General features: G+C 72.0%; 17 protein-coding genes. 13 read left to right on the top strand and 4 right to left on the bottom strand.

Annotated features, from left to right (window positions below; genetic code table 11):
- Window positions 1-11 precede the first annotated feature (11 nt).
- Window positions 12-638, bottom strand: a complete 627-nt coding sequence (locus tag HUT10_RS21800) for a TetR/AcrR family transcriptional regulator (RefSeq protein WP_003095505.1) — start codon at window positions 636-638, stop codon at window positions 12-14.
- Between the two features lie 115 nt (window positions 639-753).
- Here HUT10_RS21800 and HUT10_RS21795 point away from each other — a divergent pair, with 115 nt between their 5' ends.
- The 11 genes from HUT10_RS21795 (at window position 754) to HUT10_RS21745 (ending at window position 14,982) form a co-directional block, all read left to right on the top strand.
- Entirely contained in the window at window positions 754-1,731 is a 978-nt protein-coding gene (locus HUT10_RS21795) for an alpha/beta fold hydrolase (protein ID WP_176172925.1), read from the top strand.
- An 81-nt stretch (window positions 1,732-1,812) separates the two neighbouring features.
- Complete coding sequence (locus HUT10_RS21790) at window positions 1,813-2,979, top strand: DUF3152 domain-containing protein (protein WP_176172924.1); 1,167 nt, start codon at window positions 1,813-1,815, stop codon at window positions 2,977-2,979.
- Between the two features lie 155 nt (window positions 2,980-3,134).
- Window positions 3,135-4,310, top strand: a complete 1,176-nt coding sequence (moeZ, locus tag HUT10_RS21785) for an adenylyltransferase/sulfurtransferase MoeZ (RefSeq protein ID WP_176172923.1) — start codon at window positions 3,135-3,137, stop codon at window positions 4,308-4,310.
- Between the two features lie 87 nt (window positions 4,311-4,397).
- Window positions 4,398-5,195, top strand: a complete 798-nt coding sequence (locus HUT10_RS21780; protein ID WP_176172922.1) for a TIGR02569 family protein — start codon at window positions 4,398-4,400, stop codon at window positions 5,193-5,195.
- Between the two features lie 195 nt (window positions 5,196-5,390).
- Entirely contained in the window at window positions 5,391-7,439 is a 2,049-nt protein-coding gene (locus tag HUT10_RS21775; RefSeq protein ID WP_176172921.1) for a molybdopterin oxidoreductase family protein, read from the top strand.
- The gene (locus tag HUT10_RS21770; RefSeq protein ID WP_176172920.1) at window positions 7,436-8,863 is read left to right on the top strand and encodes an FAD-dependent oxidoreductase; all 1,428 of its coding nucleotides are present in this window, start codon (window positions 7,436-7,438) and stop codon (window positions 8,861-8,863) included. The genes HUT10_RS21775 and HUT10_RS21770 overlap by 4 nt, the downstream gene beginning before the upstream one ends.
- Before the next feature lie 46 nt (window positions 8,864-8,909).
- The gene (locus tag HUT10_RS21765; protein WP_176172919.1) at window positions 8,910-10,268 is read left to right on the top strand and encodes a NarK/NasA family nitrate transporter; all 1,359 of its coding nucleotides are present in this window, start codon (window positions 8,910-8,912) and stop codon (window positions 10,266-10,268) included.
- 1 nt (window position 10,269) lies between these two features.
- Window positions 10,270-12,777: a nitrite reductase large subunit NirB gene (gene nirB / locus HUT10_RS21760; RefSeq protein ID WP_176172918.1), complete on the top strand. Its 2,508-nt coding sequence runs from the start codon at window positions 10,270-10,272 to the stop codon at window positions 12,775-12,777.
- Window positions 12,774-13,118 carry a nitrite reductase small subunit NirD gene (gene nirD, locus HUT10_RS21755; RefSeq protein WP_176172917.1) on the top strand — a complete coding sequence of 115 codons (345 nt, stop codon included), beginning with the start codon at window positions 12,774-12,776 and terminating at the stop codon, window positions 13,116-13,118. The genes nirB and nirD overlap by 4 nt, the downstream gene beginning before the upstream one ends.
- A complete protein-coding gene (locus HUT10_RS21750; protein ID WP_176172916.1) occupies window positions 13,115-14,218 on the top strand; it encodes a uroporphyrinogen-III synthase in 1,104 nt (367 codons plus the stop codon). The genes nirD and HUT10_RS21750 overlap by 4 nt, the downstream gene beginning before the upstream one ends.
- Window positions 14,219-14,319: 101 nt before the next feature.
- Entirely contained in the window at window positions 14,320-14,982 is a 663-nt protein-coding gene (locus tag HUT10_RS21745) for a DUF4097 family beta strand repeat-containing protein (protein WP_176172915.1), read from the top strand.
- Between the two features lie 129 nt (window positions 14,983-15,111).
- On the opposite strand, the gene HUT10_RS21740 is transcribed toward HUT10_RS21745, so the two are convergent.
- Together HUT10_RS21740 and HUT10_RS21735 are read right to left on the bottom strand one after the other, a co-directional pair.
- Window positions 15,112-16,212, bottom strand: a complete 1,101-nt coding sequence (locus HUT10_RS21740; RefSeq protein WP_176172914.1) for a crosslink repair DNA glycosylase YcaQ family protein — start codon at window positions 16,210-16,212, stop codon at window positions 15,112-15,114.
- Window positions 16,213-16,221: 9 nt separating this feature from the next.
- The gene (locus HUT10_RS21735) at window positions 16,222-16,617 is read right to left on the bottom strand and encodes a DUF3224 domain-containing protein (protein ID WP_176172913.1); all 396 of its coding nucleotides are present in this window, start codon (window positions 16,615-16,617) and stop codon (window positions 16,222-16,224) included.
- 62 nt (window positions 16,618-16,679) lie between these two features.
- Between HUT10_RS21735 and HUT10_RS21730 the strand changes: the two genes are divergently transcribed.
- Window positions 16,680-17,648 carry a YafY family protein gene (locus HUT10_RS21730; protein WP_176172912.1) on the top strand — a complete coding sequence of 323 codons (969 nt, stop codon included), beginning with the start codon at window positions 16,680-16,682 and terminating at the stop codon, window positions 17,646-17,648.
- On the top strand, window positions 17,641-18,450 hold the full coding sequence (locus tag HUT10_RS21725; RefSeq protein ID WP_176172911.1) for a uroporphyrinogen-III synthase: 810 nt from the start codon (window positions 17,641-17,643) through the stop codon (window positions 18,448-18,450). The genes HUT10_RS21730 and HUT10_RS21725 overlap by 8 nt, the downstream gene beginning before the upstream one ends.
- Window positions 18,451-18,643: 193 nt before the next feature.
- On the opposite strand, the gene HUT10_RS21720 is transcribed toward HUT10_RS21725, so the two are convergent.
- Window positions 18,644-19,498, bottom strand: coding sequence for a siderophore-interacting protein (locus HUT10_RS21720; RefSeq protein ID WP_176172910.1), 855 nt, complete (start codon window positions 19,496-19,498; stop codon window positions 18,644-18,646).
- Window positions 19,499-19,503: the final 5 nt, after the last annotated feature.

Genomic DNA, 19,503 nt, shown 5'->3' with positions numbered 1-19,503 from the left:
CCTCCGGCCGGTCAGGAGTCCTTGAGCGGGAAGCCGCCACCGATGCCGCGCCAGGCGAGGTTGGCCGTCAGTGCCACCGCCTCCTCGCGGCTCATCGACTGGTGGTGTGCCAGCCAGAACCGGGCGCTGACCTGGCTCATCCCGACCAGCCCGACGGCCAGCAGCCGCGCCTTGTCCTCGTCGAGACCGGCGTCCGCGGTGATCGTCTCGGTGATCGCGTCCACGCTCGCCGACGTCGCCCGGTCGACCGCTTCCTGCACCGCGGGCTCGCCGCGCAGGTCCGACTCGAACACCATCCGGAACGCGCCCGCGTCGTTGCTGACGAAGTCGAAGAACGCGCCGACCGTCGCCGGGACGCGCTGCTTGTTCTCCGTCGTCGAGTCCAGGGCGTTCTGCACGCGCTTGACCAGCTCGTCGACGTGGCTCTCCAGCAGCGCGATGTACAGATCGAGCTTGCCGGGGAAGTGCTGGTACAGCACCGGCTTCGAGACGCCAGCGACCTCGGCGATCTCGTCCATCGCGGCGGCGTGGTAGCCGTTCTCGGCGAAGACCCGCTGCGCCGCGGCGAGGAGCTGGGCCCGGCGCTCGGTCCGGGGCAGCCGCACCCCACGTTGCTGCAACCGCGTCATCTCCGTCATGCTTCGTCCTCCCGTCATCGTCTTCTTCGACGGGCGGGGTCGCCACCGCGTGAAGTCGCCCTGAAGATTACTCGCCGGTACGTGTGCCGCGCCAAGGGTCGGGCATTCTGGACCCGTGAACACCCCCGTGCGGGCCCGGCCGCCGCTCACCCACGTGCCGCTCTCGACCAGGGCTTTGCCGTCGCTCGACCCGGTGCCGCCGCCCTGGCCGGCGGCCTTCGAAGAGGTCGGCACCGCGCGCCTGCACGTCCGCCGCACGCCCGGCCCGGACGGCGTGCCGGCCGTCTACGTGCACGGCCTCGGCGGCTCGTCGACGAACTGGACCGACCTGGCCGCCCTTCTCGCGCCGGTCGCCGGTGGCACCGCGATCGACCTGCCCGGGTTCGGCTACTCGGAGCCCGAAGAGGGCTTCGACTTCACGCTCCAGGCGCACGCGGACGTCGTCGTGAAGCACATCGAGGCCGTCGGCGGGCCGGTCCACCTGTTCGGCAACTCCATGGGCGGCGCGATCGCGCTGCTCGTCGCGGCGCAGAAACCCGAACTCGTGAAGACGCTGACGCTCATCTCGCCCGCGGTCCCGGACCTGCGGCTCGACCCGCGGCGGCTGTCGGACCCGCGGATGGCGTTCGCCTACCTGCCGCTGGTCGGCGCGCGCGTGCGGGCGCAGCTGGCCGCGCTCGGGCCGCGGGAACGCGCCGCGCAGGTCATCAAGCTGTGCTTCGCCGACCCGTCGCGCTTCCCGGAGAGCCGCCTGGACGAGCTGACCGAGGAACACGGCGCCCGCGCCGGGTTCGCCTGGGCCGCGCCCGCGATGGCGCGCAGCACGTTCGCCATCTTCCGGGCCTGGTCGACGCTGGGGAAGGCGTCGCTGTGGTCGGTCGCGCCGCTCGTGCGGGCGCCGACGCTGGTCGTCTGGGGCCGGGAGGACCGCGTCATCTCGGTGAAACGCGCGGTCCGGACCGCGCGGGCGATCCCGCGGGCCCGGCTGCTGGTGCTGCCGCGCACCGGGCACGTGGCGCAGATGGAGCGCCCGGTCGTCGTCGCGAAGGCCGTCCTGGGCATGTGGGAGCACGTCGAGGCGGGCACCTGGTAGCCCGATCGGGGGATGTCGAGTTCACCCGATGATCCGCCAGTCGGCGAGAGTCGCGCTCCGCCGCTGTGGCACCCTGGTGCGGTGGACCGGGTGAAGCAGGACGCGCGAGGCGAAGATCGGCGGTCACCCCACCGCGCGTCGGCCCGCCGGACGCCGTCCGCCGAGGACCACTCCCGCACCGGCCAGTACCGCCCGTCGAAGTCGCCGGCGCAGCGCCTCGACGAGGACCGCTACCGCCCGGGCAGCCGCCGGACCAGCGCCGAGCCGCTGAGCGCGTCCTGGAAGCCGGAGGTCCCGGTCGCGCCGGAGAAGGCGGACGAGCCGTCGAAGTCCGGCATCGCGAAGCTGACCAAGACCTACGGCTGGCGCGTCTACGCGCTGCCGATCCTGGTCGTGCTGACCGTCCTCGTCGTGGTCAACACGGCCAACAGCCCGGCCCAGCCGATCGCCGAGCAGGGCACCGGCGCCTCCGCGCCCGGCGCCGAGTCGGCGGGCGGCGACTCCTCCGGCGGCGCGATCGACGGCAACGGCGAGCAGCCCATCCCGGAGAACCCGGCCACCCCGGTCGACCTCAAGGTGCCGACCGCGGACCTGCCGGAGGGCATCCCGTTCACCCAGGCCGGCGCGGGCAAGTGGCACGTCGTCCCGGGCAGCGGCCCGAAGATCGGCAACGGCAAGCTCTACACCTACACCGTCGAGGTGGAGGACGGCATCGACCCGGCGAGCTACGCCGGTGACGACGCCTTCGCCACGGCCGTCCAGGGCACGCTGTCCAACCCGACCCAGGGCTGGACCTGGGACGGCAAGATCGCGTTCCAGCGGGTGGACGCCAACTTCCCGAACCCGTCGTTCCGGGTGAGCCTCACCACGCCGGAGACCACCCACCGGCCGGACGCCTGCGGGTTCCAGATCAAGTTCGAGGCGTCCTGCTACCGCAAGAGCCTCGGCCGGGTGCTGATCAACCTGGCTCGCTGGGTGCGCGGTGCGAAGGCCTACGGCGCCGACATGACCGGGTACCGGCAGTACGCCATCAACCACGAGGTCGGGCACGCGCTGGGCAACCAGCACGTCGGCTGCGGCGGCACCGACCAGCCGGCGCCGGTGATGATGCAGCAGTCCTTCGGCGTCTCCGACGACTACGTCTCGATGCTCAACGACATCCCCGGCGGCGACAAGGGCAAGGTGGCCAAGGACGGCCGCATCTGCAAGACCAACTCCTGGCCGAACCCCACCCCGCAGCCGCAGTAGCTCTGACATCCGGGGCTTCGCCCCGGGCCGGGGGCTCCGCCACCCGGACCCCCGAAAAGCGGTCTGTCTCACGATCCGGACGCGGGAAGACGAGTTTGCCTGCGCGCGTTGTGCATAGTGGGATGGACGCGATACGCGCGCGAGATGGAGGACCCATGTCAGCACTGCCGCCGCTCGTCGAGCCGGCTGCCGAGCTCACCAAGGAAGAGGTGGCCCGGTACAGCCGTCACCTGATCATCCCCGACGTCGGGGTGAACGGGCAGAAGCGGCTGAAGAACGCGAAGGTCCTGGTGATCGGGGCCGGTGGCCTCGGCAGCCCCGCGCTGCTGTACCTGGCCGCGGCCGGGGTCGGCACGCTCGGCATCGTCGACTTCGACGTGGTGGACGAGTCGAACCTGCAGCGCCAGGTCATCCACGGCCAGTCCGACGTCGGCAAGCTCAAGGCCGCGTCCGCGCAGGAGTCGATCGCCGAGATCAACCCGCTGGTCAAGGTGCACCTGCACACCGACCGGCTGGACTCGTCGAACGCGCTGGAGATCTTCGAGCAGTACGACCTGATCGTCGACGGCACCGACAACTTCGCCACGCGCTACCTGGTCAACGACGCCGCGGTGATCCTCGGCAAGCCGTACGTCTGGGGCTCGATCTTCCGGTTCGAGGGCCAGGTCAGCGTGTTCTGGGAGGACGCGCCGAACGGCAAGGGCCTCAACTACCGCGACCTCTACCCGGAGCCGCCGCCCCCGGGCATGGTCCCCTCCTGCGCCGAGGGTGGCGTGCTGGGCGTGCTGTGCGCGTCCATCGGCTCGATCATGGTGACCGAGGCGATCAAGCTCATCACCGGCATCGGCGAGCCGCTGCTCGGCCGCCTGATCAGCTACGACGCGCTGGAGATGAAGTACCGCGAGGTCAAGATCCGCAAGGACCCGGACACGCCGAAGATCACCGAGCTGATCGACTACGAGGCGTTCTGCGGTGTGGTGTCCGACGAGGCGGCTTCCGCGGCTTCCGGTCACACGATCACGCCGGCGGAGCTCAAGGCCAAGTTCGACAGCGGCGAGAACTTCGCGCTGATCGACGTCCGCGAGCCGCACGAGTACGAGATCGTCAACATCAAGGGCGCGACGCTGATCCCGAAGGACCGGATCCTCTCGGGCGAGGCGCTCGCGGAGCTGCCGCAGGACAAGCCGATCGTGCTGCACTGCAAGTCGGGTGCCCGGTCCGCCGAGGCCCTCGCCGCCCTGCACGCGGCCGGCTTCAAGGACGCGACGCACCTCGGCGGTGGCGTGCTCGCGTGGGCCAAGCAGATCGATCCGAGCCTGCCGACCTACTGACAGTGTGTCTTTCGCCCGGCCGGGAAACCATGCGTGAGCAGCGCGTCTTCTCATTCGTGGAACACCCGGCCGGGTAACGTCACGGCCGTGCGGTCAACCCTCGAACGTCCCCCGGCGCACGTCTGCGCGGCCTTCGGCGGCCCCGCCGACGACGGCGAACGCCTGCCGGATTCGACGGCGTGGCGCTGCGGCGGCCTGGTGCTCAAGCCGGTGACCGACAAGGTCCGGACCCTGTGGACCGCGCACGCCCTCGACTACGTCCGCGAGCCGGGGCTGCGGGTCGGCAGGCCGGTCCGGTCGACGGACGGCCGCTGGATCGTCGGAGGCTGGACGGCTTCGCGGTTCGTCCCGGGAACGCCCGAGCACCGCGGAGACGCGTCGGTGCTGGCGGCGGTGAAACTGCACCGAGCCACGATCGGCCTGCCCCGGCCGGAGTTCCTGGACGCGCGCACGGACGTGGACGCGATCGCCGACCGCGTGGCCTGGGAGGAACTCGAGGTTCCCCTGGAGGAGACCAAGGGCGGCCGCTGGTTCGAGGTCCTCGCGGGAGCCCGCCGCCCGATCCGCCTGCCATCGCAGGTGGCGCACGGCGAGTTGCTGGCGGGGTTGCTGTTCGACGGAGAAGCCGGCCCGGGTTTGGTCGACTTCGTGCCGTATTACCGGCCGGGTGAGTACGGCGCGGCGATCGTCGCGGTGGACGCGCTGGCCTGGGGTGGGGCGGGACGGGACTTGCTCGAACGCTGGGCGCACTTGCCGGAGTGGCCGCAGCTGCTGTTGCGCGCGGTGCTGTTCCGGTTGGCGTCGAACGCGCTGAACCCGAGGTCGACCCAGGCATCACTGGACGGCCTGCGCGCGGCGGCGCGCGAGGTGTCCGGCGTCTTGTGACCCACGTCCCAAGTCCCCGTGTCACCTCGAGGAGGCTCCACTGACCTCCCCACTCCCGACAGTTGGACACGGATCTCACCGGACGGGCGCCGGAAACACCGACGCAATGTCAACTGCCTGAAACATTCGGTCGAATCCGGTTAACACGGCCTCCTTAGCGTCAGGGCAAGCCCGAACCGCCGAGGAGGTGCCCGAATGCCGCAGGTCGACACCCACTGCCCGTACTGCGCGCTGCAGTGCGGGATGCGCCTCGAGGGCACTCACGTGTCCCCGCGGGACTTCCCGGTCAACGCCGGCGGCCTGTGCCAGAAGGGCTGGACCTCCGGCTCCCTCCTCACCAGCCCGAAGCGGCTGACCACCCCGATGCTGCGCGTGAACGGCGTGCTCGAGCCGGTCGGCTGGGACTTCGCGCTCGACTTCGTCGCCCGGAAACTGCGTGAGACGCGGGAAACCCACGGCCCCGACGGGGTCGCGGTCTTCGGCGGCGGTGGGCTGACCAACGAAAAGGCCTACCTGCTCGGCAAGTTCGCCCGGGTCGCGCTCGGCACCTCGCAGATCGACTATAACGGCCGGTGGTGCATGTCCTCGGCCGCCGCCGCGGGGATCAAGGCTTTCGGTGCCGACCGCGGGATGCCGTTCCCCGTCACCGATCTCAAGAACGCCGATGTCGTGCTGCTCGCCGGGGCGAACCCGGCCGAGACCATGCCGCCGTTCACCCAGCACCTGCGCGGCAGCGACCTGATCGTCGTCGACCCGCGGCGGACGCCGACCGCCGAGCTGGCGAGCCTGCACCTCGCGCCCGCGCCCGGTACGGATCTGGCGCTGGCGCTGGGCATCCTGCACGCCGTCGGCGAAGGCGGCCACCTCGATCAGTCCTATGTGGACGACCGAACCAGCGGGTTCGCCGAGACGTGGCGGATCGTGGCGAGCTGGTGGCCGGAACGGGCCGAGCGTGTCACCGGCGTCTCGGCCGCCGACATGCGCCTCGCCGCCGAAAAGCTCGCCGCCGCCCGCAACGCCTACGTCCTCACCGCCCGCGGCACCGAGCAGCACGCCACCGGCACCGCGACCGTCGGCGCCTGGATCAACCTCGCGCTGAGCCTCGGCCTGCCCGGCCGGCCGGGCTCCGGCTACGGCTGCCTCACCGGCCAGGGCAACGGCCAAGGCGGGCGCGAGCACGGCCAGAAGGCCGACCAGCTGCCCGGCTACCGCAAGCTCGACGACCCGGCCGCGCGCGAGTACGTCGCCGGCGTCTGGGGTGTCGACGCGGACAGCCTGCCCGGGCCCGGCCGTTCCGCCACCGAACTGCTCGAAGCGCTCGGCCAGGAGCACGGCCCGAAGGCGCTGATGGTGTTCGGCAGCAACGTCGTCGTCTCGGCCCCGCGCTCGCAGCGCGTCCAGGACCGGCTGGCGTCCCTCGACTTCCTCGTGGTCGCCGACTTCGTGCTGTCGGAGACCGCCGCGCTCGCCGACGTCGTCCTGCCGGTCACCCAATGGGCCGAGGAGGACGGCACGCTCACCAACCTCGAAGGCCGGATCTTGCTGCGCCGCAGAGCCTTGACGCCGCCACCGGGCGTCCGTTCCGACCTCGACGTCCTCCACGGGCTCGCGCAGCGCCTGGGACAGCCCGAAGATCGCTTCCCGGCCGACGCCGAAACCGTGTTCGAAGAGCTGCGGATCGCGTCCAAGGGCGGGATCGCCGACTACTCCGGCGTCAGCTACGACCGGCTGCGCGACGGCGAGGCCCTGCACTGGCCGGTCCCCGCGGACGACCACCCCGGCACACCGCGGATGTTCCTCGGCACCTTCGCGCACCCGGACGGCCGCGCGCGGTTCGTGCCGGTCGAGCACACCGGCCCGGCCGAGCTGCCGGACGAGGAGTTCCCATTGCAGGCCACCACCGGCCGCGTGCTCCAGCACTACCAGTCGGGCGCGCAGACGCGCCTGATCGAAGAGCTCAACGAGGTCGTCCCGGAGGCGTTCGTCGAGGTTCACCCGGACACCGCCAAGCGTGCCGGGCTCGAAGAGGGCGACCCCGCGCGGATCCGGTCGCGGCGCGGGGAGATGACCGCCAAGGTCCGGTTCGTCCAGAGCCTCAAGCCCGACCTCGTCTTCCTGCCGTTCCACTTCCCGGGTGAGCAGCGGGCCAACCTGTTCACCAACCCGGCGCTCGACCCGGTCTCCCGGATGCCGGAGTTCAAGGTGTGTGCCGTTGCTCTGTCTACTGTGGATGGTGCCGCATGACCCCGCGTGAAGTCGTCATCGTCGGCTACGGCATGGCCGGTGCCCGGCTGGCCGACGAAATCCGCCGTCGCGACCCGATCGCCGAGCGGGTCCGGCTCACCGTGCTCGGCGCCGAAAAGCACGCTGCCTACAACCGGGTCCTGCTGTCCGCCGTCGTCGCCGGCGGCATGAGCGCCGAGAGCGTCCGACTGCACGACGACGAGTGGGCCCAGCGCCACAACATCGATCTGCGGCTCGGCGTCGACGTCGAGCGCATCCACCGCGAGAAGCGCTGCGTCGAGCTGGCCGACGGATCCTCCGTGGCCTACGACGCCCTGGTTCTCGCCACCGGCGCGAACCCGTGGATCCCGCCGGTCGAAGGCCTCGAAGCCGGACCGGGTGTGGTCGCCTTCCGCAGCCTCGACGACTGCGCCAAGATCCTCGACGCCGCCCGCTTCGGCGCGCCGGTCGCCGTCCTCGGTGGCGGCCTGCTCGGTCTCGAAGCCGCCCGCGGGCTGGCCGGGCGCGGCAACCAGGTGACCGTCGTGCACCCGCTGCGGCACGTCATGGAACGCCAGCTCGACGCGGGGGCGGGGCACGTGCTGGCCCGGCAGCTCACCGAGATGGGCGTGACGTTCCGGTTCGGCGCCACCGCCGCCCGCTACCTGCTCGGCGACGGCCTCAAGCTCGACGACGGCAGCCTGGTCCCGGCCGACCTGGTCGTGGTCGCCGCCGGTGTCCGCGCCGAGACGCGCCTGGCCGCCGACGCCGGCCTCGACGTCGACCGGGGCGTCCTGGTCGACGACACGCTGCGCACCAGCGACGGCCGCATCCACGCCCTCGGCGACTGCGCCCGCCACCCGGGCGCCCCCGCCGGCCTGATCCAGCCCGCCTGGGAGCAGGCCGCAGTCCTCGCCGACGTCCTGACCGGGACGAACGCGGCGGCCCGCTACCGCGGCACCACGGCCGTCACCCGGCTCAAGGCCCGCGGCATCGATCTCGCCGCCCTCGGCGAGACCCAGCTCGAAGCATCCGACACCGGCGCCGAGGTGCTCACCTTCAACGACCCCACCGGTGGCCGGTACGGCAAGCTCGTCGTCCGCGAGAACCGCGTCGCCGGGGCGATCCTGCTCGGCCTGCCCGACGCGGCGGCCACGATCACCCAGTTCCACGACCGCGGGACGCCGCTGCCGGACGACCGGCTCGCCGTCCTGCTCGGCCGCGCGCTGCCCAGTGGCAGCACCCCCGCGGCCAGTCCCGCCGACCTGCCCGCCGCGGCGGTGATCTGCCGCTGCAACAACGTCACCAAGAGCCGGCTGGTCGAAGCCTGGAAGGCCGGGGCCACCGACACCCCCGCACTGGCGCGGGCCACGCGAGCCACGACGGGGTGCGGCGGGTGCACGGACACCGTCGGCGGCATCGCGAACTGGCTCGCCGCGCAGTGACCGATCCCCACTGACCACCACGAACCGCCGCACTGAGGAGCACGCCATGGCCCACCAAGGGAAGCACTGGATCGAACACTGGGAACCGGAGAACGAGCAGTTCTGGGAATCCACGGGCAAGAAGATCGCCCGCCGCAACCTCTGGTTCTCGGTCTTCGCCGAGCACATCGGCTTCTCCATCTGGACCCTCTGGTCGGTCATCGTCCTGTTCATGGGCAAGGACTACGGCTTCTCCGCCGCCGACAAGTTCCTGCTGGTCTCGACGCCGACGCTGGTCGGCGGCCTGATGCGGCTGCCGTACACCTTCGCCGTGGCGAAGTTCGGCGGCCGCAACTGGACGGTCGTCTCGGCGGTGCTGCTGCTGATCCCGACCACGCTGGCCGCGATCGTGCTGCACCCCGGCACGTCGCTCGGCACCTTCCTGCTCGTCGCCGCCCTCGGCGGGGTGGGCGGCGGCAACTTCGCCTCCTCGATGACGAACATCAACACCTTCTACCCGGAGAAGCACAAGGGCTGGGCGCTGGGCCTCAACGCCGGCGGCGGCAACCTCGGCGTCGCGGCGATCCAGCTCGTCGGGCTGCTGGTGATCGGCACGGCGGGCGCGACCGCACCGCGGATCGTGCTCTACGTCTACATCCCGCTGATCGTGCTCGCCGCGGTGTGCGCGTACTTCTTCATGGACAACCTCGCCACCGTGAAGGGCGACACCAAGGCGATGCGCGAGGTCGTCAAGGACCCGCACACCTGGGTGATGTCGTTCCTCTACGTCGGCACGTTCGGCTCGTTCATCGGCTACAGCTTCGCGTTCGGCCTGGTGCTGCAGAACCAGTTCGGCCGCACGCCGCTGCAGGCGGCCGCCGTGACGTTCCTCGGCCCGCTGCTCGGCTCGATCTCCCGGCCGGCCGGGGGCTGGCTGTCCGACCGGATCGGCGGCGGCAAGGTCACCTTCGCCACCTTCATCGGGATGGCGCTGGCCACGGTCGTGCTGATCCTGGCCTCGACGTCGAAGTCCCTGACGCTGTTCACGATCGCCTTCATCGTGCTGTTCGTGCTCACCGGCATCGGCAACGGCTCGACGTACAAGATGATCCCGGCGATCTTCCGCGCCAAGGCGAAGGTCGCTATCGCCAACGGCGCCGAGGAGGCGGCCGAGCTGCTCAAGGCGCGGCGGCTGTCCGGTGCGCTGATCGGCCTGGCCGGCGCGATCGGTGCCGAGGGCGGCCTGTTCATCAACCTCGCCTTCCGGCAGTCGTTCGCCGACACGAAGAGCGGCGTGCCCGCCTTCATCGGGTTCCTGGTCTTCTACGGGCTCTGCTTCGCCGTCACCTGGGCGGTCTACCTGCGGAAGCCCGCCGAACAGCCCACGAGTGAGCGCGGTCTGGCGCTCGCCGGAGCGGAGGTCTGAGATGCCCACCCTGGTCGTCGCCGGACACGGCATGGTCGCCCATCGGCTCGTGGAGGCGGTGCGCGCGGAAGACCCCCGAGGAACCTGGCACATCGTCGTCCTGTCCGAGGAGCCGCGCCCGGCGTACGACCGGGTGGCGCTCACGTCCTACGTGGACACCTGGGACCCGGCTTCGCTGGCGCTGCCCGGATCGGACTACGCGGGCGACCCGCACGTCGACCTCCGGCTCGGTGAACTGGCGGTATCGCTGGACCGGTCCGCGAAGACGGTCACCACGGCCTCCGGGGACGTCGTCGCCTACGACGCCCTGGTGCTGGCCACCGGCTCGAAGCCGTTCGTGCCGCCGGTGCCCGGGCACGACCTGGACGGCTGCTTCGTCTACCGGACCATCGAGGACCTCGACGCCATCCGCGCGGCGGCGATCGAGAAGCCGGGCCGCGGCCGCCGGTCGGCCGTCGTCATCGGCGGTGGCCTGCTCGGCCTGGAGGCCGCGAAGGCGTTGCGGGACATGGGTTTGTCCCCGCACGTCGTCGAGATGGCGCCGCGGCTGATGCCGCTGCAGGTCGACGAGGGCGGCGGCTCGCTGCTGCGGCGGCTCATCACGAACCTGGACGTCACCGTCCACACGGGAACGTCCACCAACGCCATCGAAGCCGACGGCTCCCGGCTGCTGGCCAAGCTGGGCAACGGCACCGAGCTCGACGTCGACCTGGTCGTGTTCTCCGCCGGTGTCCGGCCGCGCGACGACCTCGCCCGCCAGTCCGGTTTGGACCTCGGCCCGCGCGGCGGCGTCCTCACCGACGCGTCCTGCCGCACCGGCGACCCGGCGATCTACGCGATCGGCGAGTGCGCCGCGGTCGAGGGGCGCGTGTACGGCATCGTGGCCCCGGGGTACGCGATGGCGGAGATCGTCGCCGCCCAGCTCACCGGCGGGTCCGGGACGTTCCCGGAGCCGGACACGTCCACGAAGCTGAAGCTGATGGGTGTCGACGTCGCTTCCTTCGGCGACGCCCACGCGACGACCGAGGGCGCCTTGGAAGTCGCCGTCAACGACGCGGTCGCCGGAACGTACAAGAAGCTCGTGGTCACCGACGACGGCAAGACCCTGCTGGGTGGGGTGCTCGTCGGCGACGCGACCGAGTACAACACGCTGCGCGCGCTGGTCGGCCGTCCGCTGCCGGCCGAGCCGGGCGCGATCCTCGCCCCGGCGGGCGGCGGTGCCGCGGTCGGCGTCGACGCGCTGCCGGACGCGGCGCAGATCTGCTCGTGCAACGCCGTCTCCAAGGGCACGATCACCCAGGCCATCCACGAGGACGGCTGCGACACCGTCCCCAAGCTGAAGGCCTGCACCCGGGCGGGCACGGCCTGCGGGTCGTGCGTCCCACTGCTGGGCAGGCTGCTCAGCGCGGCCGGGGTCGAGCAGTCCAAGGCCGTCTGCGAGCACTTCCCGCAGTCGCGCGCGGAGCTGTTCGAGATCGTCAAGGCCACCCGGATCGGCACGTTCAGCGAGCTGATCGCCCGGTACGGCACGGGCACCGGCTGCGCAGTCTGCAAGCCGGCGGTGGCGTCCATCCTGGCGACCCTCGGCAACGGGCACGTGCTCGGCGGCGAGCAGATGACCCTGCAGGACACCAACGACCGGTACCTGGCCAACCTGCAGCGCAACGGCACGTACTCGGTCGTCCCGCGGATCCCCGGCGGGGAGATCACACCGGACAAGCTGATCGTCATCGGCGAGGTGGCCCGCGACTTCGGGCTGTACACCAAGATCACCGGCGGCCAGCGGATCGACCTGTTCGGCGCGACGGTGGACCAGCTGCCGCTGATCTGGCGGCGGCTCGTCGACGCGGGGTTCGAGTCCGGGCACGCCTACGGCAAGGCGCTGCGTACGGTGAAGTCGTGCGTCGGGTCGACGTGGTGCCGCTACGGCGTGCAGGACAGCGTCGGCCTGGCGATCGAGCTGGAACTGCGCTACCGCGGCCTGCGCTCGCCGCATAAGCTCAAGTCCGCGGTGTCGGGGTGCGCCCGGGAGTGCGCGGAGGCGCGCAGCAAGGACTTCGGCATCATCGCCACGGAGAACGGCTGGAACCTCTACGTCGGCGGCAACGGCGGCACCACCCCGCGGCATGCCGAGCTGCTCGTGTCCGATGTGGACACCGAGACGCTGATCCGGACGATCGATCGGTTCCTGATGTTCTACGTGCGCACGGCCGACCGGCTACAGCGGACCGCGCCGTGGATCGAGGAGATGGAAGGCGGCCTCGGCCACCTGCGCGCGGTGATCGTCGACGACTCCCTCGGCATCTGCGAGGACCTCGACGCGGCGATGGCCAAGCACGTCGACAACTACGCCGACGAGTGGAAGGGCGTGCTGGAGGACCCGGAGAAGCTGGCCCGCTTCACCTCGTTCGTCAACGCTCCTGGCACGCCGGACCCGGCGATCTCGTTCCGCGAGGAGCGGCAGCAGAAAGTCCCCGTCATGCTGGGAGTTCCGGAGGTGCGCCGATGACGACGTCGATGGAACGAACTTGGACGGCGATCTGCGCGGCCGGCGCCGTGCCGGAGAACGCCGGGGTAGCGGCGCTGCTCGACGGCGGTGTCCAGGTGGCGATCTTCCGGCTGCCCGGCGACCGGTTCTTCGCCCTGTCCAACTGGGACCCGTGCAGCGGCGCGGCGGTGCTCTCGCGCGGCATCGTGGGGGACGCGGACGGCGTGCCGGTGGTCGCTTCGCCGGTCTACAAGGAGCGGTTCGTCCTCGAAACCGGCCGGTGTCTGGACGCCGCGGACGTCTCGGTGCCGGTCTACGAGGTGCGTGTGCGGGAAGGCGTCGTCGAAGTGGAGAGCCCGTGAGCGATGTGCTCCCGCTGGCCGGTTTCGTGATCGGCATCACCGCGGCGCGCCGGGCTGACGAGCTCGGCGCGCTGCTGGTGCGCAAGGGGGCGAGCGTCCGCTACGGCCCGGCGATCCGGATCGTGCCGCTGACGGACGACACCGAGCTGCACGCGGCGACCACCGCGTTGCTGGCCTCGCCGGTGGACGCGGTCGTCGCGACCACCGGCATCGGCTTCCGCGGCTGGCTCGAGGCGGCCGAGGGCTGGGGGCTGGGGGACACCCTGCTCGACCGGCTGTCGTCGGCGACGCTGCTGGCGCGGGGGCCGAAGGTGACCGGCGCGCTGCGGGCGGCCGGGCTGTCGGAGTCGTACTCACCGGCGTCCGAGAGCAACGCGGAGCTGCTGCAGCACCTGCTCTCGTCGGGGGTCGACGGGCTGCGGATCGCGGTCCAGCTGCACGGCGAGCCGCTGCCGTACTTCGTGGACACGCTGCGCGCGGCCGGCGCCGAGGTGATCGAGATCCCGGTGTACCGCTGGGTCGGGCCGGCCGACCCGGGCCCGGTGGACCGGCTCTTGGACGGCGTCCTGGACGGGTCGATCCACGCACTGCCGTTCACCAGCGCGCCGGCGGCGGCGTCGCTCATCGCACTGGCCCGGCGCACGGGCCGGCTGCCGGGGCTCGTCACGGCGCTGTCCGGCCGGTGCGTGGCCGCGTGCGTCGGCCCCATCACGGCCGGCCCGTTGGCGGCCTTGGGGGTGCCGACGGTCCAGCCGCACCGAGCGCGGATCGGAGCGCTGGCCAGGACGGTGGCCGAGACCCTGGTGGCCCGCTCCCCGCGGTTGCGCGCGGGCGGACGTTCGATCGAGCTCCGCGGCCAGGCGGCGATCGTGGACGGCGAGTGGTGCGAAGTGGCCCCGGCGCCGATGGCGTTGTTGCGGGCGCTGGCGGCGTCACCGGGGCGGGTGGTGTCGCGGCGCGAGCTGATCTCGGCGCTGCCGGGAGGGGGCGAGGAGCACGCGGTGGAGACGGCGATCGGACGGCTGCGGACGTCACTGGGCGGCGGGAAGGTGGTCCAGACGGTGGTGAAGCGGGGGTACCGGCTGGCCGTCGACGTCTGACGGGCGTGTCAGGGGCCGTGTCAGTGCGGTGGCCCTCCGGTGTCAGCGGGTCCGGCGAAAGTGGTTCTCATCAGCCACTTCGCTTCGTCAAGGAGAATCCGATGCACGAGTTCACCACCACCGCCCCGATCACCACCGTCCTTTCGATCCCCGCCGGCCGCGTCCGGTTCGCCGCTTCTCTTCGTGAGGACACCGTCGTGGAGGTCCTGCCGGCCGACCCGGCGAAGAGCCGCGACGTGAAGGCCGCCTCGGAAGCCTCCGTGACCTTCGACGACGGCGTCCTGCGCGTTTCGCTCGAAGCCCGGAACCAGTACTTCGGTCCGTCCGGGGCGGTCGACGTGACGGTTTCGCTGCCTGCCGGTTCTTCGGTGGAGGCCAAGGCCGCCAGCGTCTCGCTGAGGGGCGTCGGTCGCCTCGGCGACGTCACGGTCTCCGGTGCCCACGGCGAGGTGGCCTTCGACGAGGCCGCGAGCCTGCGCCTGACGGCCCACGCGGGCGACGTGTCGATCGGCCGCCTGACGGGCCCGGCGGAGATCACCACGGGCAAGGGCGACATCCGCATCGCCGAGGCGGCGAGCGGCGACCTGGTCTTGAGCACCCAGGCCGGGAACATCGAGGTCGGCGCGGCGGCGGGCGTCTCGGCGTCCCTGGACGCGGGGACGACGTACGGCCGGATCCGGAACGCGCTGAAGAACGAGGGAACGGCAGGGCTGAGGATCCAGGCGACCACGGCGTACGGCGACATCGACGCCCACAGCGTGTGAGGGCGGCGGGAGGCGCCCCGATGTGGGAGTCGCTTTTGCGGGAAACACATCGGGGCGCCGGGAGCCGACCGAAACTGTCGGTGCCTGCCGGTAGAGTGGAAAACGGGGGGGCGTCCCCGCGGGCGAGGCTCAGCCGGCCCAGGTCACCGCGAGTTTCTCGAACCCCCGGGCCGCCGCCACACGCGCCGCCTCCGCTTCTGCCTCTTCACGAACCGCCGGGCGCAGCGGGTCGAATGCCGTCAGGGTCACCGTCAGCTTCGACCCGCTGCCCTTCGTGCGCCACGTTCCCGCGATGTCGCCGTCCGCCAGCAGCACCCCCGGGTTCCCCAGCATCTTCCAGACCTCCTTGCGCCGCAACGGGTCCGGGACCAACAGCGTCTTGTCTCGTGCCTGGATGAACGGGTCCAGCGGGGGCAGCAGCCGCACCACGTCCGGCTCCGGTGGGTTCTCCAAGGCCGGCAGCCGGTCCGCGGGCAGGTACCGGGTCTTCCCCTCGACGTCCACCGGAACCAGGTCCGCCGGCCACGTCCGGTCGACCACCGCGCGGGCCGTGCCCGCGAACTCCGCCGCGTCGCCCGGGGAGGCCGGGCCGTTGAGGCGCAGGTACCGCTCGACCAGCGCCGTCGCCGCGGCCGGGTCCGGGGTTTTCCGCAGCCGCCCCCGGCCCTCCAGCGGGGCCAGCGTTGCCGGGGATGCTCCCGTCACCAGGCGGACGCCGCCGAGCGGGGACGCGATGCGCATCAGCTGCTCGTGGATGTGCGTCGCGTTGCAACCCCGGCACCACCGCGCGAACGACGGCGGCAGGCGCTGGGTGACCGCCGTCGACACCGCGCCCTTCGTCATCGGCGCCGTCACGACCTCGCGCAGCGCCGCCGCCGCGGTGAACACCACCTCCGTCGCCGCCAGGCCCGTTGCCGCCAGTTCCTTGCGCTGCCACAGCATCCGGGCCAGCGCGTCCGCGTCGTCCAGCGGGATCAGCGCGCGGAGCGCCTCCGGCAGGTCGGTGCGCAGGTGGTGGTGCGGCGCGCCCCGCAGCGTCCAGGCCAGGACCAGCCGCTCGTCCTCCAGGGACACCGGGCCGTCGAGCCGGGCCACCAGGGCGAGCAGCGCGGTGTCGCGCATGCTGTCCTGCAGCCCGGCCCGGACGACCGCGAGGTCGGCGACGTCCTTCGCCGAGCGGTGCAGCCCGTGCTCGGCGACGCGGTAGGCGAGTACCTGGCGACGGTCCACTTGCGACTCCTAGAACGCGTACTCGAACGTGTAGCCCACCTTGTCCTCGCCGGTCGCGCCGCCGGCGGTCCCGCCGCCGGTCAGGCCGGCCAGCCCGCCGGTGGCCGAACCGGGGACGACCTCGAAGGTCGAGGCGAAGCCCTTGGCGTCGAACGTGTACTCGTGGCGCACGATGAACGTCCCTTCGCGACCGTCGACCTTGCCCTCGATGCGCTCGAAGCTCGGCGACGTCGTCTGCCCGCTGTCATAGCCTTCGCCCGCGTAGTACAGCAGAAGGTCGCAGATCGACTCGCCCTCGATGACGCCTTCATACGCGAACGTGACGTGCGCGTAGGCCACCCGCGGGCCGCCTTCGGCGCCGCTGACGATCTTTTCTTCCCAGTTCTTCGTCGAGAATCGGTTCATGGGTGCCACCCTGCCGGGGATACCTGTCAGCTTGTGTCAGGTATTTCTGCGAAGATGGGTGAATGCGCGCCAGCCGCCTCCTGTCCGTCCTCCTGCTGTTGCAGAACCGCGGCCGGATGACGGCCGAGGAGCTGGCCGAAGAGCTCGAGGTCTCGGTGCGGACGGTCTACCGGGACATCGACGCGCTCTCCGCGTCCGGCGTCCCGGTGTACGCCGACCGCGGCCGGACCGGCGGCTACCGGCTCGTCGACGGCTACCGCACCCGGCTCACCGGGATGACCGAGGAAGAGGCCCAGTCGCTGTCGCTGGCCGGGCTCCCGGTGGCGGCCGCCGAGCTGGGGCTGGGCACGGTGCTGGCGGCGGCGCAGCTCAAGCTGTACGCGGCGCTGCCCGCCGAGCTGCGCGACCGCGCCGGGCGCGTCGCCGAGCGGTTCTACCTGGACGTCCCCGGCTGGCACCGCGGCATCGAAAGCCTGCCGGCGCTGTCGGCGATCGCCGACGCCGTCTGGTCGTCGCACCGGATCCGGATCCGCTACGAACGCTGGGGGCAGCGAATCGTCGAACGGGACGTCGAGCCGCTGGGGCTGATCCTCAAGGCGGGCAACTGGTACCTCGCCGGCCGCTGCGACGGCACCGACCGCACCTACCGGATCTCGCGCGTGCTGGAGCTGACCGACCTCGGCGAGGTGTTCGAGCGGCCGGACGGCTTCGACCTCGCGCGCTACTGGCAGGAGTGGTCCGAGCAGTTCGAACGCCGGATGTACCCGCGCGTCGCGGTGGTGCGCCTTTCGCCGCGGGCGCAGGCTCTCGTACCGTTCTACGCAGGTTCTGTCGGCGCCCGCGCGTTGCGCGAGTGCCCGAACGAGCCCGACGCGGACGGCTGGCTCACCGTGGAGCTGCCGGTGGAGCCGGGCGAACCGGCCATCGGCGAGCTGCTGCGCTTCGGGCCGCACCTGGAGGTCCTCCAACCGGCGGACCTGCGGGCGGAGCTGGCGGAAGCGATCGAGGAGATGGGCGCGTTCTATGGGTGAGCTGAGCGGCATCGCCATCGGGGTCACGGCCGAGCGGCGAGCCGGCGAGTTCATCGCCGCCCTCGAACGCTACGGCGCCGAGGTCCGCCACGCGCCGACGATCACCATCGTGCCCCTGGACGCCGACCCCGAGCTGCGCGCGGGCACCGAAGCAGTGCTGGCGGCGCCGGTCGGGTACACGGTGGTCACGACGGGTGCGGGCTTCCGCGGCTGGCTCGGCGCGGCCGAAGGCTGGGGCCTGCGCGACCGGCTCGTGGCGGCGATGGGCGAGTCCCGGATCTACGCGCGAGGCCCGAAGGCGGTCGGCGCAGTCCGCGGCGCCGGCCTGCGCGAGTCCTTTTCGGCTGCCTCGGAGTCCAACGCGGAACTGTTCGGGGAGCTGGCCGCGGCCGGGCTCGAGGGCGAGCGGGTGGCCGTCCAGCTGCACGGAACGAGGCTGCCGGAGCTCACGGACTCGTTGGTGCGGGCGGGCGCCTCGCTGGTCGAGCTGCAGCCGTACCGCTGGCACTCGCCGCCGGACGTGACGCCGGTCCACGACCTGATCGGCGCGGCCGTGGCCGGCCGGCTGGACGCACTGGCCTTCACGAGCGCCCCGGCGGCGGCGAACTTCCTGACGCTGGCCCACGCATCCGGCCACTACGACGAGCTGCTGGCGGCGCTGCGCGGCCCGCTGGTGTGCGCGTGCGTCGGCCCGGTGACGGCGGCGCCCCTGGAGGCCGCGGGCATCGGGACACTGCAGCCCCACCGCCAGCGCCTGGGCGCCCTGGTGAAGCTGCTGGTCACGGAGCTGGGGAAGGGCTAGGCCGCTGGCCCTTCCGCCGCATGGACTGCCGGTAGCTGGGGGTGAAGCTGCTGCTCACGAGCTGGGAAGGGTTAGGCCGCCGCCTGCGCTGCCGGTGGCTCGGTGGCTTGGTGAAGCTCCTGACTACAGAGCTTCGAAAGAGCCAGGCAGCGGGCAGTTCCGCCGAAGCTACTGCTCCGAAGCGCGTCAAGACTCAGTCGTCGGCAGGCACTTCGCCCGCCTCCGCCGCCCGGACCGCCTCGCGCCCGGCCGCCTCCTCACTCATCCCGAGCCGCCAGTAGCCGGTGAAGCAGATCAGCCGCTTGGCGATCTCGCGTTCCCGCACCAGGTGGCGTCGCACCGCCTTCACCACGCCCGCCTCTCCCGACACCCACGCGTACGGCGTCCCACCCGGGAACGTCGCCGCGCGCACCGCCTCCAGCAACGCCTCGCCCAACGGCCGCGCGCCGCGGACCACCCAGTGGATCTCCACCGCTCCGCGCGTCTCGAACACCTGCCGCTCCGCGCGGTCGCCCAGCTCGACATACACCGAAGCCCGCGCGCCCTGCGGGAGCTGCTCGATGATCGCGCCGATCGCCGGCAGCGCCGTCTCGTCGCCCACCAGCAACTGCCAGCCGCACTCCTCGGGCAGCGAGTACAGCCCGTACGGCCCGGTGAACACCACCCGGTCGCCCGGCCGCACCCGCGCCGCCCACGCCGAGGCCGGCCCCGAATCGCCGTGCAGGACGAACTCGACGTCGAGCTCCGCCACCTCCGGGCGGTGGGCCCGGACCGTGTACGTCCGCATCGGCGGCCGGACGGCGTCCGGCATCGCCAGGTACGTCCGGTACCAGGACATCACGTCGGCGGCGGCCTCCGGCAGCACCGGCGCCGCCTGCCCCGGCAGCGGGAAGAACACCTTGACGTACTGGTCGGGCGCACCCGGCGGCACGTCGCGGAAGCTCTCCGCGGTGAACGTCACGCGCACCAGGTGCGGCGTGACCGGCCGGACGGCGGTCACCCGAGCCCGGTGGTACGTCAGGGCGGGGCGCTCCAGCTGAGTCGTCATTAGGC

The organism is Amycolatopsis sp. Hca4, from assembly GCF_013364075.1.
Taxonomy (GTDB): domain Bacteria; phylum Actinomycetota; class Actinomycetes; order Mycobacteriales; family Pseudonocardiaceae; genus Amycolatopsis.
The sequence above is the reverse complement of the archived record's forward strand: the minus strand, read 5'-3'. Positions and strand labels throughout refer to the sequence as shown.

Coding starts and splice junctions, on each gene's coding strand:
- HUT10_RS21720 (WP_176172910.1), bottom strand. CDS start 19,498: ATGACGACTCAGCTGGAGCGCCCCGCCCTGACGTACCACCGGGCTCGG.
- HUT10_RS21770 (WP_176172920.1), top strand. CDS start 7,436: ATGACCCCGCGTGAAGTCGTCATCGTCGGCTACGGCATGGCCGGTGCC.
- nirD (WP_176172917.1), top strand. CDS start 12,774: ATGACGACGTCGATGGAACGAACTTGGACGGCGATCTGCGCGGCCGGC.
- nirB (WP_176172918.1), top strand. CDS start 10,270: ATGCCCACCCTGGTCGTCGCCGGACACGGCATGGTCGCCCATCGGCTC.
- HUT10_RS21765 (WP_176172919.1), top strand. CDS start 8,910: ATGGCCCACCAAGGGAAGCACTGGATCGAACACTGGGAACCGGAGAAC.
- HUT10_RS21800 (WP_003095505.1), bottom strand. CDS start 638: ATGACGGAGATGACGCGGTTGCAGCAACGTGGGGTGCGGCTGCCCCGG.
- HUT10_RS21745 (WP_176172915.1), top strand. CDS start 14,320: ATGCACGAGTTCACCACCACCGCCCCGATCACCACCGTCCTTTCGATC.
- HUT10_RS21775 (WP_176172921.1), top strand. CDS start 5,391: ATGCCGCAGGTCGACACCCACTGCCCGTACTGCGCGCTGCAGTGCGGG.
- HUT10_RS21725 (WP_176172911.1), top strand. CDS start 17,641: ATGGGTGAGCTGAGCGGCATCGCCATCGGGGTCACGGCCGAGCGGCGA.
- HUT10_RS21730 (WP_176172912.1), top strand. CDS start 16,680: ATGCGCGCCAGCCGCCTCCTGTCCGTCCTCCTGCTGTTGCAGAACCGC.
- HUT10_RS21735 (WP_176172913.1), bottom strand. CDS start 16,617: ATGAACCGATTCTCGACGAAGAACTGGGAAGAAAAGATCGTCAGCGGC.
- moeZ (WP_176172923.1), top strand. CDS start 3,135: ATGTCAGCACTGCCGCCGCTCGTCGAGCCGGCTGCCGAGCTCACCAAG.